A 16496-nucleotide genomic window follows, 5' to 3' on the forward strand; every position below is an offset into this window, starting at 1 on the left:
ATTGTTTTGATTTATTTTTTTTTAACCAGAGCAAAATCCATAAGATTTTGCGGACATCATAAAAATACACAAACCCAGCGATTAAGCCCGAAGCCCGTATTGTTTATAGGTTTTGTTGTAACACGTTTTTATACTAAAAGTAGGCTTCATATCCATGTCCTCTTTCTCCCCACCATTTAACCCACTTTGCGCTCGAATATAGAATGTGAACTAAACTTTCGGGGCTAAGTTCATCTGCGTCGGGAGGATTTCTTACGTCTCTAAGGTGTTCTAAATTATTTTCTCTTGCATATGTGTTGGCTAGTGATAATATTCTATTTCCATAATCTATTGCCTCTTCGGAAAGCTTTGAGGAATAGGCTTCGTCAAATAATTCTGGTCCCATTATTTTTTCACAATCATCTAAAAATTTTCCTCGAAACACATGTGCTTCATCATGTAAAGCTATGTAAGTTGGTATTCCATCATGCAGTTCGACCAAATCAACTACCCAATAACCATACATCTCTTTCATGAACTCCTCGAGATTTTGACCTTTGTCCGTTCTGTTTTCAAAACTTTCTTTAGCCCATTCAGTTGCTTTTGTGTCGAATCCAACTCTTGGAGCATTCAGAGTTTCATATGGAGTAGTTGAAATTTCAAAAAAACGGTTTTGAACTTCAGTTTCATTATAGTTTTTCTTTCCTCTTATTTTGTCAAAGAAGGATAGTTTGGTTTTTTTTCGTCCGTCTAAAATTTCGAACAAGTCTTTGAACTCGTTTTCCATTCCTTTTTTAGGTTTATTTAGCGGTTTCCAATCTAATCCCATATTTTTTCTTAAATGTGTTACAACGACTGAGCTATGAACAGTACGGGAGCAAACTAGCGTTTACTTTCCGCCATGCACATAGCAAAATCTTTTTGTTTTGTTTTTTCTTTTTATTGTTTAAAGCAAAATCCTAAAGATTTTGTGGACTTTATAAAAATAAGCAAGCCCCGCGATTAAACCCGAAACCCGTATTGTTTATAGGTTTTGTTGGCAAAAGTTTTTAATCAGTGCATTGACCATTTTGTAAATCTTCTAAGGTAGGATTGTATAAGTTATCTGTAATAATATACCTATAATCACCAGTATTATTAATTGTACCGTTTTCAATAAAAGAATTTAACCCGCAATAGTCCGCAAGCATCGCATTTTCTTGTATGAACAATTGGTTAACGTAAATTAATTTATCTAGCCCATCTAGATTTGTTAAATCGGTATTTCGAATATTAAGGTCTGATGTAACCGTTTCTAAATTTTCCAAGAAATCTAGATTAGTAATAGCTTGTCCATTTACTCCAAAAGAACCTCTGATGGTATGAAAATTTTTAGAAACAAATTTCTCGATATCAGAATTGGAATCCATTAAAAGATTACCATCATATACACCTAAAGGTACTAATTCACTACAGGTACTATTGACAACTTCGGATTTAGTGGGATTAAATCTATTATAGCGTTGACCATTATGATAAAGATTGGCACCGTCATTTGTTAATAGGTCTTTAATACCACAATAGTCGTATAATGATACGTTATCCGAAAATCTTAATAAAGATGCCGATTTCAAATTTGATAAGCCATTTAAGTTTTCTAACAGTAAGCTACCACTTACATGCAGTTCAACACCCACGTTCTCTAGACTTGAAAGCCCATTTAAATTTTCTATTAAGGGACTGCCAAGCAAATCAAAATCAGTTCCAACACTTTTTAAACTTGAAAGTCCGTCAATATTTTCTAACAAAGCATTATTGTTAAATCGTACATTTTCTTTTACTTCAATCAGGTTTTCCAAACCATCAATTTTTGTTAATGAATTATTGGACAAAAAGTTAATGTAACCCTCTAACTTCGTAACACTTTTTAAAGCGTCAATATTCTTCAGAGCAGAATTTGAAACCATTTGAATAGAATTAATTACGTTTAGCTTTTCTAACCCATTCAAATTCTCTAAGGATGTAGTACTAAAAACCTCTAAAAAACCAACTTCAAGAATCTTGTTAAGGGGTTCTAAATCTACTATAGTCGATGCAATAGAAGTAACTTGTCCTATATTTAAGCCTCCAGTTATTGATGTATATCCTAACTTTCCAAAATGGTCTACTTCTTCTTGAGTATTTAAGACAATAGATCCATCATAAATGGGACTAACACCAAATCCGGTTATAGTTATAGTATCATTGCCACCTGTGGCATTGGATTCAATTTGTATTACATTACTATAGTCCAATATTTCAGTAGGACTAAAGGTAATAGTAAAATCTTTATTTGTATTGGGGGTAATAGTGGTCGAAGATATATCTATAGTGTAATTATCTGGAATAACAATGTTTGTGATATTTAAGTCTGAATTTCCAGTATTTTCAATATTAAAAACCTGTGTAGTTATAATATCCACTACAACATCTCCGAAATCAATTTCGTTTGATTCTTCATTTGTAAAGTTAATAATAGCAGTTTGCTCTATTACTGTTTCTGGCTCTCTGTCTATTTGTGTTGGAGTATTATCATCGTCTGAAGCGCAACTTGAAAAGACTAAAATATAAGCTAGTATTAGAATTGTATTTTTAATTTTCATTTGGGGTAGGGTTTGTTAATTAACGGTTTATTAACTTTTTTATTTTTTGGAGAAATTTTTGCCAACAATTAAATATATAACATATGTTATACATCCTGCCAATATGAGATATATAAAACATATGTTATATATATCTTTTATATCAGCAATATACCAAATTACATGTGAAGAAAACTCCTACTAGTTTTAAACTGTTTTAATATGTGTATTCACAAAGCAAAAAAAAGCCCGTCTTTACAGACGAGCATTTATAAACAACTTAAATTAAAATAAACTACTCAAAAGAAGTTTCCCCTATATTAGGGTTATATACATAATTAAAGGTGAAGTAAGGTGTTGCATCTGCAAACGCATCTGGTTCGGCAGGGGCGTTTTCATAGTAGCTAATAATCTCTACTTTGGCATAATTACCTTCTGTTGTTCTAATTACAAATATTTTACCTGGTATTGGTGTAATAACGTGTGATGGTGGTCCGGCGTAATTGTACCATCCATTGTCACTACCTGTAGGTATGGCAAATGCAGCATCGGCATCTTGGTTAAAAGATAGTCCGTCAGCTGTAGTTATGCTTGCCAATGTACCTGTTACTATGGCTACACCTGCATCTCCGTTGCGTACAGGTTCATCTGCAGTACCGGTTTCTGCGCCGCCGTTTATGGCTATGGTTGTTCCTCTAAAGGCTAAATCCCAATCTGTATCGCTAGTGGTAATTGCGCCTGTTTCAAAATCGAATTTTGCAAACTCCCCGCCAACAGCTTCTCCTTGTCCACCTGTTTGTGGTGCATATAGGTTGCTTACAGTTTCCGTTTGTATCGGTTCTGCTGGGGTGTTGTCATCGTCGTTACTGCAAGAGGCGAATGCCACTGCTAAAAATGCTACTGCTAAAATGTTCTTCGTCATGGTAATTGTAATTAAAACCTGCTCATTGTCAGGTGGGTTAGAATTGATAATTTAATTTTAGGTATCCTTGAATTCCCGGCATTGTTGGGATATTGTTATCGGTATAGTCCAAAAGATTATTGGCACCTACCTGTAGTGTAAAGTTGTTGTAGAATGTTTTACTGGCTGCTGCATTTACGGTAACAAAGTCATCTATAAAACTGCTATCGTAATTATCTATGAGTCCGTTGCCATTGGTATCAAACTGCGCATACTTACTACGGTATAGTAGGCGAATGTTTAGATTTGTTTTTGCAGTAGGTATATCATAGTAGATTTTAAAATTTGCATTGTGGCGAGATCTATTTACCAAACCAAAATAGTCGGTCTGTGATAATGCAATGGTCTGCCCATTATTAGGGTCGCGTACAAATACTTGGTTGTCTTTTATATCTTGTTTCTTCTGCTTGTCAAAAGCATACAATAATTGATAGCCAGCACTTATGTTTAGGTCATTACTTAGTTTGTAGGCAGAATTAATTTCGAAACCTGTGGTGTATATTTCATCAAAATTGACATAGCTAAACACATTTTGTCCGTTTGTTTTTCTTGCAATAATGCGGGTGTCTATTAAGTTTTTAAAATCGTTTCTAAAGAAATTGACTTCTGTATTTCCACGACCGTGTTTTAGATTGAAACCTAGGTTATAACCAATAGAGCTTTCTGCTCCTAGGGGTTTACTTAGGTCATCTTCGGTCACAACCACATTAAGTATTTGATCTTGCTCTTCTAGTTCTTTCAGTTTATCTAATGCTACGTTATACCCTAAGATCGTATAACCAACGGCGGAGTTTGTAAAATCAAAATACAGCTGTCTAAAATCTGGTGCTTTAAAACCGTAGCCTATAGAACCTTTAATAGATAGGTTATCGTTTAATTGATAGCGTAGTGCCAGTTTGGGACTAAATTGATTGTTGTATTCAGAGTGATTATCAAACCGGGCGCCTGCAATAACATTTAAGTTTTCTATTGGGTCAAAATCGTATTGCGCGTATGCATACTGGGAGCTGAAGTTTACGGTTTTATCAAAGTAAGTTCTATCCAATTCATCTAATTGAAGACCAATGCCAGCAGTTAAAGTTCCATTTTGGAACCCCGTTGTCTCTGTATTGTTTTCAGATGAAAATGTATAACTACCACGAACTTCTGGTCTAAATAATTTCTGGTTGAAATCACTATCACTTAAAATAGCTGTAGAGATAGGATCCGCCAATAATTCTGTAGCAATGTAATTAGTATAGTAAAGCTCGTAGGCCATGGTAAGATTTGGGGTCCATTTATGGTCTAATCTGGTATGCGCGTTCCATTCTTGTTCTTTAGTATCGCCTTGGTATTGAATGCTATCTAAGGTAAAACCGGCATCTTGGTTTTGATCATAAAAACGCCCAGAGGCAAACAGCGATAAATTGTCTTTAAAATCATAATACAATCGCCCGTTTAAGGTGTAGTTTGTAAACGGATTTACCGTATTACCTTCAACATCTTCATTAAGATCATACCCATTGCTAGAGAACCTATTGGCAAAGAACCCATAACGAAATTTTTTAAATGCTTGTTTTACATCTAGGTTAATGTCTTGCTGAGAAAAGCTTCCAATTCTGTAAGAGGCATTACCGGTCAACGCTTCTGTTTTTGGCTTTTCCGTAATTATATTGATGACTCCGCCTAAAGCTTCAGATCCATATAAACTGCTAGACGGACCTTTTACTACTTCTATCTGTTTGATGTTGCCCACGGTAAGCCTACTTAAATCAAAATTACCGGCACTTCTACCAACTAGGGGAACACCATCTATTAAAATAAGGATATAGTCTGATGCGATACCTTGAATCTGTACACCTTGAAACCCGCTTTCATCGGCTACGGTTATTATACCGGTCTGCTCATTCAATATTTCGTTTAAACGGACGCTACCAGATTTTATAATTTGTTTTTTACCCACTAAGGTTACGGGTAGGGGTAGCGATGATAATTGGCGTTCTGTTCTTGTTGCGGTTACAATTACTTCATCTAGTTGCTGGGCAAGGATAGAATCGGTCGGATTTTCAACTCGGGTCTGTGCTATGGTAAAGTAAGATCCTATAAGTAGTAAGCATGTGGTAAGTTGAAATCGCATTATTCTTATTTAGAATTATTCTTAATACGGAGCAAATATATAAACAATTCTTATTTAGAATAAATAAAAATAGTTATTTTTGGCCTCGAACCTAAAACATTAAATCATCAAGTAATGAGAACACCGATCACTATAGTAATGGCACTACTGGTTTCAATGAGTGCTTTTTCTCAAAAGGATAAAAAGAAAAAAGACCGCGAGGCTATAAAAAGCATGTGTGGTTGTTATGAAGTAACCTTCAATTTTGCAGAGACGTTTAATTATAGTTCAGATTCTTTGTATAAACCGTCTAAAACCAAAGTAGACATAGGTCTGGAATGGGCAGAATTGGTAACAGATGAGAATGATAAAATCTCTATTCAGCATTTACTACAAGTAGGTAACCCAGCAGAACCACATATAGTTAAACACTGGAGGCAAGATTGGTTATTTGAAAACACGGATTTATACTCTTACAATGCCAATAACAGTTGGACATTTACCAAATTGCCAGCAAATGAGGTGAAAGGGCAGTGGACACAAAAAGTATATCAAGTAGATGACAGTCCTAGATATGAAGGTTCTTCTACTTGGGTTCATGTAGATGGTAAGAGCTATTGGGAGAATACTGCCGATGCTCCCTTGCCTAGACGTGAGTATACTACAAGAAGCGATTATAATTTAACCGTTCGTGGAAATAGACAAGAGATTACTGATTATGGTTGGTTGCATGATCAAGATAATACCAAAGTAATACGTGAAGATGGTAAGCCAGATGTTATAGTTGCTAAGGAAAAAGGATATAATACCTATGTAAAGGTTGATGATAGCAAATGTGCGGCTGCTGCTAATTGGTGGAAAGAACATACTGATAAATGGGCAATTGTACGAAGTATATGGGATAATGTATACGGGCGTAACACTGATCTTTCTTTAGAAGAGAAGGTCGATAATAAAGTATTGTATAAATACCTTTTTGATGATGCTTATGATCAAGAAGGGGAAATTGAAGAAGTAATAGAATCATTTGTAAAGAAATAAGAATATGAAAACTGTAAAACTAATAGCCTTAACCGCACTGTTGTTTGTAAGCTTCACAGGTATTGCACAACAAAAGAATGAATTATTAAATCGCAAATTTTGGAAAAGCAATCCAGATGTTGCGGCCGTAAAACAAAAGATTGCAGAAGGAAACGATCCTACTGCGTTTGACGATAATGCTTTTGATGCTACTGCATTGGCAATTACCACTAAGGCAGATACCGAAGTGATAAAATACTTGCTTTCTTTAGAGGGTAATGGTGTAGATAAGAAAACCCATGACAGCCGTATTTATTTACACTGGGCAAGTTATTCTGGTAATGCCGAATTGGTGCAGTATTTATTAGATAACGGTGCTTCTGTAACCGCTTTAGATAGCCACCGTTTTACACCTCTTGCTTTTGGAGCAAATGCCGGACTTACAAATCCTGCAATCTATTCTGCTTTTGAGAAAAAAGGTGTGAATTTGGCTGAAGAGAAAAATGACCACGGTGCCAACTTATTACTAATGGCCGCACCTTCATTAAAGAGTGAAAAAGAATTAAATTTCTTTACGGGCAAAGGTTTGGCTTTAGGTAGTAAAGACAATGATGGTAACGGAATTTTCAATTATGCTTCTAAAAAAGGGAATATAGATTTTCTAAAATTACTTGTTGAGAAAGGGGTGGACTATAAAACACTGAACAATAATGGAGGTAATGCATTTATGTTTGCATCACAAGGTGGTCGTGGATTCAGTAATGGGTTACCGGTCTATACATACTTAAAAGGTCTAGGTTTGGAACCTAATATTGTTGAGAAAAATGGAAGTACTCCATTACACCGTTTAGCATTCAGTAATAAAGATGCTGCCATATTTGAACTTTTTTTAAATGCAGGCGCAGATGTAAATCAGGCAGATGAAAAGGGTAATACGCCATTCTTAAATGCTGCTACTAGAAATGAACTTGCCATGGTGCAATTATTATCTAAAGATGTAAAGGATATCAATACAGCTAATACTGATGGTGAAACAGCTTTAATGCTTGCTGCCCATGATAACAGTGTAGATGTAGTTGAGTTTTTATTGGAAAAAGGTGCGGACATTAATGCGCAAGATTCTAAGGGGAATACAGTTGCTTATTTCTTGGCAGAATCTTTCAGTAAAAGAAATGCAGATGCTTTTGATGCTAAGCTTGCTGTATTGAAAACAAAGGGATTAAAATTCAATACCGTTCAATCAGAAGGAAATACGCTGTACCATATCGCTGCTAGAAAAAACGATTTAGAATTGTTGAAAAGACTTTCTACTTTTGATATCGATGTAAATGCTAAGAATGATGAGGGCTTAACGGCTTTACATTTAGCGGCAATGAAAGCAGAGAATGATAAGATGCTTAAGTTTTTAATAGCTAACGGTGCAGATGCAAAGAGTAAAACCGATTTTGAAGAAACCGTGTACGATTTAGCAAGTGAAAACGAATTGTTACAGAAAGAGAATACATCATTAAATTTTTTAAAGCAATAAAGAAACCTGCTAGGTCCATTTAATATGCCCTGGTAAGAAAATAGATTACAGATGAAAAGAGTATTAAAATTTATACCGGCAATTGTATTGATCGGTGCGTTACTAACAGCATTTACTCCCGTAGAAAAAACAGCGGTAAAATGTCTTATTCAATTAACTAATTATTCTGGTGAAGGTGCCTACCTAATTGTATCCATAGTTGATGCCGATAACGAATATGTAGAAACCTTATATGTTCAAGGTAAAGACAGTGAGTGGTATAGTGAAATTACAGAGTGGTGGAAATTCTATGGTAAAAATCGCCCTAATATTGATGCTATTTCTGGTGAAACCATAAGTGGTGGCGAGCGTGCTTTGTCCGTATTACAGATCCCAAATGATAAAATTGACAAGGGTTATAATCTACGTTTTGAAACCTCAGTTGAGGATCAAGGGTATTATGCAGATGATATTCAATTTGCTTTGTCTACAGAGAATTTAAAAGCAAAAGTAGAGGGCAAAGGATTCATTCGTTACGTCCGCATGCTTCCTCAGTAATAATTTGTACTAGAAGACGTCTTTGCGAGGAGCTTTTCGCGACGAAGCAATCTGCTTAATTTAGGTAGCTTGTGGTTTTTTTGGTTACCAAGAAGTGGATTACTTCACTTTATTCGTAATGACATTTTTAGTTAATACGTTTATTTTACAATCAGAGTGTTATTTCCAGAATGTCATTTTATGATGTTCTGGAATTTTTTAAAGTATATAGCAATACAAAATTACAGTACTACTTATGACGATTTCTATTTGGCGCTATAGTCATCTTACACTTGCCTTAGTTTCTTCGCTATTTTTGATAGTTGCTTCTGTTACCGGTATCATTTTAGCGGTAGAACCAATTTCGCACCAAGCTAAGGGCTATGCCGTAGAAAATCTAGAAGAAGTCTCCTTGGCAACGACCATAGATGCCCTAAAGAATTCTTATGATGAGGTGTTAGGGCTGGAAGTAGAATCATCTGGGTTCGTTAAAGCTTCTGTACTAACTATGGACATGGAGACCTTAGATGTGTATGTAAATCCTGCAACGGGCGAGCAATTGGGCGAGGTAGAAGAACGACCTTATATTTATACATTCGCCACCAACTTACACCGATCTCTTTTTCTTAAAAGTATAGGCAGGTTCTTCGTGGGTCTAATTTCATTACTCTTATTCATTATAGCCGTTACAGGCTTAATTTTGTTAGCGAAAAGACAAGGCGGATTTCTAAAGCTTTTTTCAAAAGTTAAGAAAGATTACTTTGAAATGCGATACCATGTCGTTTTAAGTAAATGGTTCTTTATTCCTATTTTAATTCTGGCACTCACCGGAGTCTATTTATCTGCGGAGAAATTCAACTTGTTGCCCAATACGGTTGTAGCGCAACAACAATTTGCTATCAATGATAATGCTGAGGTTTATGAAACCATTGGTGATATTCCTTTTTTTAAGGAAACAATCTTAGCTGAAATTCGTCAGGTAGAATTTCCGTTTTCCGATGACCCAGAGGAATATTATCTCATTGCTTTACAGGATAAGGAAGTTCAGGTAAATCAGCAAACAGGTGAAATTGTTAGTAGTGGTGACTATCCCTTTGTGACTTTAGCTTCGAGATTAAGTTTAGTGCTACATACTGGTGAGGGCAGTGTACTTTGGTCTATCATTCTATTGCTTGCTAGTGCATCCATATTATTTTTTATGTATTCCGGTTTTGTAATGACCCTAAGGCGTAGAAAGAAAGGAAAGCGAATTGCTACAATGCCAAATAAGGATGAATGTGAGTTTGTTATATTGGTAGGGTCGGAGAGTGGTACTGCGTTTGACTTTGGGCAACGATTGTATAACGGATTGACAAAAGTTGGAAAGAACGTTTATTTGACGGAACTTAATACATACACCACGTACGCTAAGGCGACGAATATTATCGTATTTACTTCTACTTACGGTGAAGGAGAACCACCAACGAATGCCCGTAAATTTCCAGCAATATTTTCCACTATTAAACAACCGAATACGATTGATTTTTCAGTAATCGGTTTTGGCTCTTTGGATTATCCAGATTACTGCAAGTTTGCAATTGATATTGATAAGCAAATTGCCGATGCTTTAGATTTTAATAGACAATTGCCCTTATTTAAAATTAATAAAGCAAATTTTGAATCTTTTGAACTTTGGATGATTCAATTTGGTAATCAAGTAGGATTTACTATTCCAATAGAGCGTCCTGTAGTTAATAAAAAGAAATATAAGAAAGTAGATTTTGAAGTTTTAGAACGAACAGAGCTAAATATTGATGATACTTTTTTGCTGAGGTTACAACCAAAAACTAATATTGAATTTACATCTGGAGATTTGTTGGCTGTATTCCCAAATGGAGATGAAACGGTTAGGCAGTATTCAATTGCTAGAATTGAAGACGATATTCTATTGAGTATTAAAAAACATGAATTAGGAAGAGGTTCTAATTTTCTCTTCGGATTAAATGTTGGTGAAACTATTAGAGCTGCTATTGATAGTAATGAACATTTTCATTTACCCAAAAATGAAAAAAATGTAATTCTCATCTCAAATGGTACTGGTATAGCTCCGTTTTTAGGAATGATTTCAAAAAATACAACTCAAAATATATCCTTGTTCTGGGGAGGGCGTAAAAAAGCCTCTATGGATGTTTATAATTCTATTTTAGAAAAAAACTCATTAAATCATAAAAACATCAAGATATTTTCAACGTTCTCTAGAGAAGGCGAAAAGCAATATGTTCAAGATGTTATTAAAGAGCAAAAAGATTTGGTGCTACAAACAATTAACACTGGTGGTACCATTATGATTTGTGGTTCGTTGGCAATGCAGCATGATGTTCTTGATGTATTCGAAAACATGCTCCAAGACAATAAACTCATAACTTTTGAGGCTTTCGAAAAAAGCGACCAGCTGAAAACAGATTGTTATTAGCCGTCTTTGTGAGGAGCTTTTCGCAATGAAGCAATCTGCTAAATAGTGGCAGCATGTGAGTTCTCGGCTACCAACAAACAGATTACTTCACTACGTTCGTAATGACGTTTTGTGTCGAAATCGTCATTGCGAGGAGTTTTTCACGACGAAGCGATCTGTTGAATAGTGGCAGCATGTGAGTTCTCGGCTACCAACAAACAGATTACTTCACTACGTTCGTAATGACGGTTGAATTTTCAGTGTGTCACATTGAGCGCTATCGAAATGCAAACTTTGCGAGATGCTAGCTTGTAGGTTCTCGACTCCGCCTGCCCGACGAATAGGCGGGCTAGAATTAAGATTTTCACTAGTCTAATCCCAATTCATTTTTTGCAATCTAACGGCATTCAAAATTGCCAATAGCGCAACACCTACATCTGCAAAAACAGCTTCCCACATAGTAGCTAAGCCTCCTGCTCCTAAGGCCAGAACAATTACTTTCACTCCAAAAGCCAAAGCAATATTTTGCCACACAATACTACGGGTAGAATTACCTATTTTAATAGCTGTGGCGATTTTAGAAGGTTGGTCGTTCTGTATAATAACATCGGCTGTTTCAATAGCTACATCACTTCCTAGTCCGCCCATAGCAATACCTACATCACTTGCGGCAAGTACAGGTGCATCGTTTATTCCATCACCTACAAATGCTATCTTCATATTAGGTAGTTTCTTTAGTTTTTCAACTTCATCTAATTTTTCCTCAGGTAACAATCCTCCTTTTGCCCAATCAATGCCCAATTGTTTTGCAACCTTTTGTGTAATGGAATCTTTATCCCCAGATAGCATAATAATCTTTGTGACTCCGGCAGCACGTATATTTTGAATTGCTTGTTGCGCATCTTCTTTCAATTCATCCGCAATGGTGACATAACCTGCAAATTTTCCATCTATCGCGACCAAAACAATAGATTCAACAATGGTGTCAGTTTTCTTATGTACCTCAATTTGATTCGCCGTCATTAAGGCTTTGTTACCTACTAAGATAACTTTGCTATTTACGATTCCCTTTAATCCTTTACCTGCAATTTCAGATACATTTGTTGCTTTATATGCTTCGCCTTCTGGTTTATATTCCAAAATAGCTTTGGCAATTGGGTGTGTAGATTGCGTTTCAATGGCGATCAAGTACTTCATGAATTCATCTTTGGTAAAGATCTGATCTTTAACAAGATCCTTTATCTTAAAAACACCTTTAGTTACGGTACCTGTTTTGTCCATGACCACTGTATTTACCTTGGTCATCGTATCTAAAAAGGATGCTCCTTTAAATAAAATACCATTTCTAGAAGCAGCTCCTAATCCGCCAAAATAACCCAAGGGAATAGAAATCACCAAGGCACATGGACAAGAAATCACCAAGAATATTAAGGCACGATACAACCAGTCTTGAAACACATAATTTTCAACAAAAAAGTATGGAAGAAAAGTAAGTGCAATTGCTAGGTAAGTGACAATAGGAGTATATACCTTGGCAAATTTTCTTATGAACAGCTCCGTTTTAGATTTTCGTGCAGTGGCATTCTGTACCATATCAAGAATACGTGCAATGGAACTGTCCTTAAAAGCTTTGGTCGTTTCAATTTCTATAACTCCGTCTAGATTTATACTACCAGCATATACGGATTCTCCTTTTTTAAGGGAATCAGGTTTGCTTTCACCTGTTAATGCAGCAGTATTGAAAGAACCTTTTTCTGAGCGTAATACGCCATCTAGCGGGACTTTTTCACCTACTCTAATTTGTATTTTTTCGCCAATTTCTACTTCTTCTGGAGATACGGCAACAAAGCTATGATCACGGTAAACCAAAGCTTGATCTGGTCGTAGATCAAGTAAAGCTTTAATATTGCCCTTAGCACGTTTAACAGCAGCACTTTGGAACAATTCACCAACACCGTAAAAGAGCATTACGGCAACTCCTTCAGGATATTCTCCAATACCGAAAGCGCCTATAGTGGCAATACCCATTAGAAAGAATTCCGTAAAAAAGTCTCCTTTTCTTATGCTTTCCCAACCTTCTTTTAAAACAGGTAAACCTACAGGAATATATGCTATAATATACCAGGCTAAACGTATGTAACCATCAAAGAATGGAAACGACTTAAAATAGTCTAGTGCTATACCAATCATCAGCATTATAAAACTGATAATTGCAGGTAAGTATGTATTGATGGTGAAATTTTCGCCAGCTTCGTTGTGATTGTGCCCATTGTCATCATGGCAGTGTTCACAAGTGCTTTTGGAAGCGGTAAGGGATTTTAAATCTAATTTATTCTTTTTCATAATACCTGCAAGGTCTGAAAATGAATAGTGCAACAGAAGTGCATTTAATGTTCACTGCACAAATCGCAAATACCTTTAATAACCAAATTGGCATCTTCAGCGATATATCCTGATGGTAAATTAATATGCGGAATTTTATGTTCGGTCAAGCAGATCGTTTTGTCACATTGACTACAGTGAAAATGTAGGTGTAAATCTTGATCAATTTCGCAATTGCAACCAGGTTGACACAGTGCGAATTTTGAAATATTTGTACCATCATCAATTTGATGTACAATACCTTTTTCTTCAAATGTTTTTAATGTACGATATAAGGTTGTGCGTTCCGCTTTTTCAAAAGCATTTTCAATATCGGTTAACGCGACGGCAGTTTTTTTACCTGCCATAAATTTATAGATAAGTATGCGCATTGCAGTAGGGCGTACACTTTTATTATCTAATGTTTTTTCTATTTCAGTCATGTAAAAAAGCAGTTTAAAAATACCTTTAACACTAATGTAATCAATGTTTTAGAAGATTTCAACTTGAGAGGATCTTTAACTTTAAATTAAGCAATTTAGTCTAATGAATAGAGTTCGATTTTTTGTTATAAAGTGCTGAAAATTCGAATAATATGGTGATGAGGACTCAATTTTTAAGAATAAAGAGTTTCGGTTAGAAAATCGGTGAATTATATATTTTTTTTAACTAAAAAATGAAGGTGTTTTATCTGTAGTTGCTGCAATTTTCGAGTTGGTAGTTTGTGTTTTTGTTGAAAGGTTAATGATCCTTCAGTCAGTAAGATAGCGAATTTTAATTGCAGGTGATCTTTAACGTTTTGACCTTTAATTATTTAAAAATAAAATGGTTTTGAAGTCTATTCCACATCGTATGCAATATGGAAAATAGCGTCGCCTTGATTCACAATTGGTGATTCGTTGATGCAAATTACATATCCGGTTTCTTTGGCTTTTATTTTCTTTTCAAAATACCCGAACGGACCAGAAATGCTTCCGATTCCTTCTCCTTTTTTTACTGCTTGACCGATTTTGATTGTGGGGTGAAACATGCCCGAATGTTTTGCTCGAACCCATTTAGAAGCATGAACCAATTTCGGAACCGTTTCTTTTAATGCATAATGAGAAAGTTCTTCTTCGAAATTTCGCATGCCTAAATGATGCATCATTCTCAGCGCACCAACTATACCGGTATCGGTAATTTCTCTATCAATATGAAGTGATTTTCCGCCCTCGTATAACAGTACCTTTTTGTCGAGTTGATGTAGCGTTTCACGAAATGATTTTTCTCTTCCGGCAGATTTTACAATGAATTCTGCGCCAAATACTTTAGCTAACGCTAACCCGTCAACATCATCACTATCAATTCTAATCTGTGGAGCGTTAAAACGGCTGTCACCACCTGTATGGTAATCTATACAGTGATCTATAACCGGAGCGATATCTTTTACCAAATGATATGCAAAGCGGCTTGCTAATGATCCTCTTAAACTGCCAGGAAAAACTCTGTTTAAATCTCGACCATCTGGAAATTGACGCGTCTGGTTCAAGAACCCGAATATGTTTACAACAGGAATACAAATAACCATACCACATTCTGGACGGTTGAATTTTTTGGATACGATTTGCCTGACAATTTCGACACCGTTAATTTCATTACCGTGAATACCACCAGTAATTAATAGGGTAGGACCATCCTTTTTACCACGCTGTACAATCACCGGAACTTCAATTTTGGTTCTGGTGTGTAACTTTGCAATGTCTAAATTTAATTGGGCGCCTTTGCCTTTTTGTATGGTCTCCCCTAAAACGGTATATTTTTTATTGAACATTTCTGTTGGCGTAAGTTTATTTTTTTCTGTATAACTTAAATAGTTCCAATTTGTTATATCTCAAAGGGCGAAATTAGTGTATAAATTACTAGCCTTACTGTAAAAAGAAACACGAATAACGGAATCATTAGGACTCTGTTATTCGTGTTAAAAAGAAAATTGATGTGTTTATGAATTATAAACTATAAGGAGAAATAGTTTTAATATGTCCGTCTGCTTGGTGCTCTAATTCCACCATTTTTACAGATCGTAAATGGGTTACGCCTTTAGAAAGACTACTATCATGATAGAATAAATAGAATTTATCTTCTACTTGACAAATTGAGTGATGCGATGTCCAACCCACTACTGGTTCTAAAATTCTACCACCGTAAGTAAAAGGTCCGTATGGGTTGTCGCCAATAGCATAGCAAATAAAATGCGTATCGCCTGTGGAATATGAAAAATAATATTTGCCATTATACTTGTGCATCCATGATGCTTCAAAGAATCTACGGTCATTATCGCCCTCTAATAAAAGTTCGCCATTCTCATCAAGAATCTTGATTTCTTTTGGTTCTTCTGAAAATTCCAATAAATCATCGGTCATCTTTGCGACGATAGGTAATAGTGCAGGCTCATTAGGCTTGGGGAGTTCGTTATTGTAGTTATATACATTGTTACGGTATTTCTGTAACTGTCCGCCCCAAATGCCTCCAAAATACATGTAATAGCTTCCGTCTTCATCTTCAAAAACTGCTGGGTCAATGGTATAACTTCCTTTTATAGCTTCTGGTTCTGGGGTAAATGGTCCTGTAGGACTATCGGAAACAGCGACACCTATTTGGAAAATTCCATCAGATTTTTTAGCTGGAAAGTATAAGTAGTATTTTCCGTTTTTATGCGCGGCATCTGGAGCCCACATCTGTTTTTCTGCCCATGCAACATCTTTGACATGAAGTGCAACACCGTGGTCTGTGGCTTCACCACTTTCCCTATCTACGGAAATAACATGATAATCTTCCATAGCGAAATGACTTCCTAAATCATCAAAAGGAATATTAGATTCTATATCATGAGAAGGATATATATAAATTTTTCCGTCAAAATAATGTGCAGAAGGATCTGCGGTATAAATATGGCTAACTAAAGGTTGTGAAACTGCCTTTTCGTTCAGTTTATCAAAATCAATGTGGTCAATGCTATCTTCTGGCAT

The 16496-nt window shown here is 35.7% G+C and carries 12 protein-coding genes; 4 read left to right on the forward strand and 8 right to left on the reverse strand.

Features of this window, described 5'->3' with window-relative positions:
* Nucleotides 1–133: 133 nt before the first annotated feature.
* From BM296_RS15180 to BM296_RS15195, 4 genes are all read right to left on the reverse strand, one after another.
* Complete coding sequence (locus BM296_RS15180) at nt 134–808, reverse strand: hypothetical protein (protein WP_091904209.1); 675 nt, start codon at nt 806–808, stop codon at nt 134–136.
* 220 nt (nt 809–1028) lie between these two features.
* Nucleotides 1029–2600: an Ig-like domain-containing protein gene (locus tag BM296_RS15185; RefSeq protein ID WP_091904212.1), complete on the reverse strand. Its 1572-nt coding sequence runs from the start codon at nt 2598–2600 to the stop codon at nt 1029–1031.
* Nucleotides 2601–2874: 274 nt separating this feature from the next.
* A complete protein-coding gene (locus BM296_RS15190) occupies nt 2875–3501 on the reverse strand; it encodes an HmuY family protein (RefSeq protein ID WP_091904214.1) in 627 nt (208 codons plus the stop codon).
* A gap of 37 nt (nt 3502–3538) precedes the next feature.
* Nucleotides 3539–5656 carry a TonB-dependent receptor plug domain-containing protein gene (locus BM296_RS15195; protein ID WP_091904216.1) on the reverse strand — a complete coding sequence of 706 codons (2118 nt, stop codon included), beginning with the start codon at nt 5654–5656 and terminating at the stop codon, nt 3539–3541.
* Between the two features lie 114 nt (nt 5657–5770).
* Between BM296_RS15195 and BM296_RS15200 the strand changes: the two genes are divergently transcribed.
* The 4 genes from BM296_RS15200 to BM296_RS15215 all read left to right on the forward strand — a co-directional run bounded on the left by BM296_RS15200 (nt 5771) and on the right by BM296_RS15215 (nt 11151).
* Complete coding sequence (locus tag BM296_RS15200) at nt 5771–6676, forward strand: DUF6607 family protein (protein WP_091904218.1); 906 nt, start codon at nt 5771–5773, stop codon at nt 6674–6676.
* 4 nt (nt 6677–6680) lie between these two features.
* Nucleotides 6681–8183 carry an ankyrin repeat domain-containing protein gene (locus tag BM296_RS15205; RefSeq protein WP_091904220.1) on the forward strand — a complete coding sequence of 501 codons (1503 nt, stop codon included), beginning with the start codon at nt 6681–6683 and terminating at the stop codon, nt 8181–8183.
* Nucleotides 8184–8234: 51 nt separating this feature from the next.
* On the forward strand, nt 8235–8720 hold the full coding sequence (locus BM296_RS15210; protein ID WP_091904222.1) for a DUF2271 domain-containing protein: 486 nt from the start codon (nt 8235–8237) through the stop codon (nt 8718–8720).
* Between the two features lie 235 nt (nt 8721–8955).
* Nucleotides 8956–11151, forward strand: coding sequence for a PepSY domain-containing protein (locus BM296_RS15215; RefSeq protein WP_091904224.1), 2196 nt, complete (start codon nt 8956–8958; stop codon nt 11149–11151).
* Nucleotides 11152–11502: 351 nt separating this feature from the next.
* Here the strand turns inward: BM296_RS15215 and BM296_RS15220 are convergent, their stop codons facing one another.
* The 4 genes from BM296_RS15220 to BM296_RS15235 all read right to left on the reverse strand — a co-directional run bounded on the left by BM296_RS15220 (nt 11503) and on the right by BM296_RS15235 (nt 16496).
* Nucleotides 11503–13473, reverse strand: coding sequence for a heavy metal translocating P-type ATPase (locus BM296_RS15220; RefSeq protein ID WP_091904887.1), 1971 nt, complete (start codon nt 13471–13473; stop codon nt 11503–11505).
* 44 nt (nt 13474–13517) lie between these two features.
* Nucleotides 13518–13934: a Fur family transcriptional regulator gene (locus tag BM296_RS15225; RefSeq protein ID WP_027066666.1), complete on the reverse strand. Its 417-nt coding sequence runs from the start codon at nt 13932–13934 to the stop codon at nt 13518–13520.
* A 395-nt stretch (nt 13935–14329) separates the two neighbouring features.
* Nucleotides 14330–15301: a succinylglutamate desuccinylase/aspartoacylase family protein gene (locus BM296_RS15230; protein ID WP_091904228.1), complete on the reverse strand. Its 972-nt coding sequence runs from the start codon at nt 15299–15301 to the stop codon at nt 14330–14332.
* Between the two features lie 175 nt (nt 15302–15476).
* The gene (locus tag BM296_RS15235; RefSeq protein ID WP_091904229.1) at nt 15477–16496 is read right to left on the reverse strand and encodes a glycoside hydrolase family 43 protein; all 1020 of its coding nucleotides are present in this window, start codon (nt 16494–16496) and stop codon (nt 15477–15479) included.

Source organism: Maribacter stanieri (assembly GCF_900112245.1).
Taxonomy (GTDB): domain Bacteria; phylum Bacteroidota; class Bacteroidia; order Flavobacteriales; family Flavobacteriaceae; genus Maribacter; species Maribacter stanieri.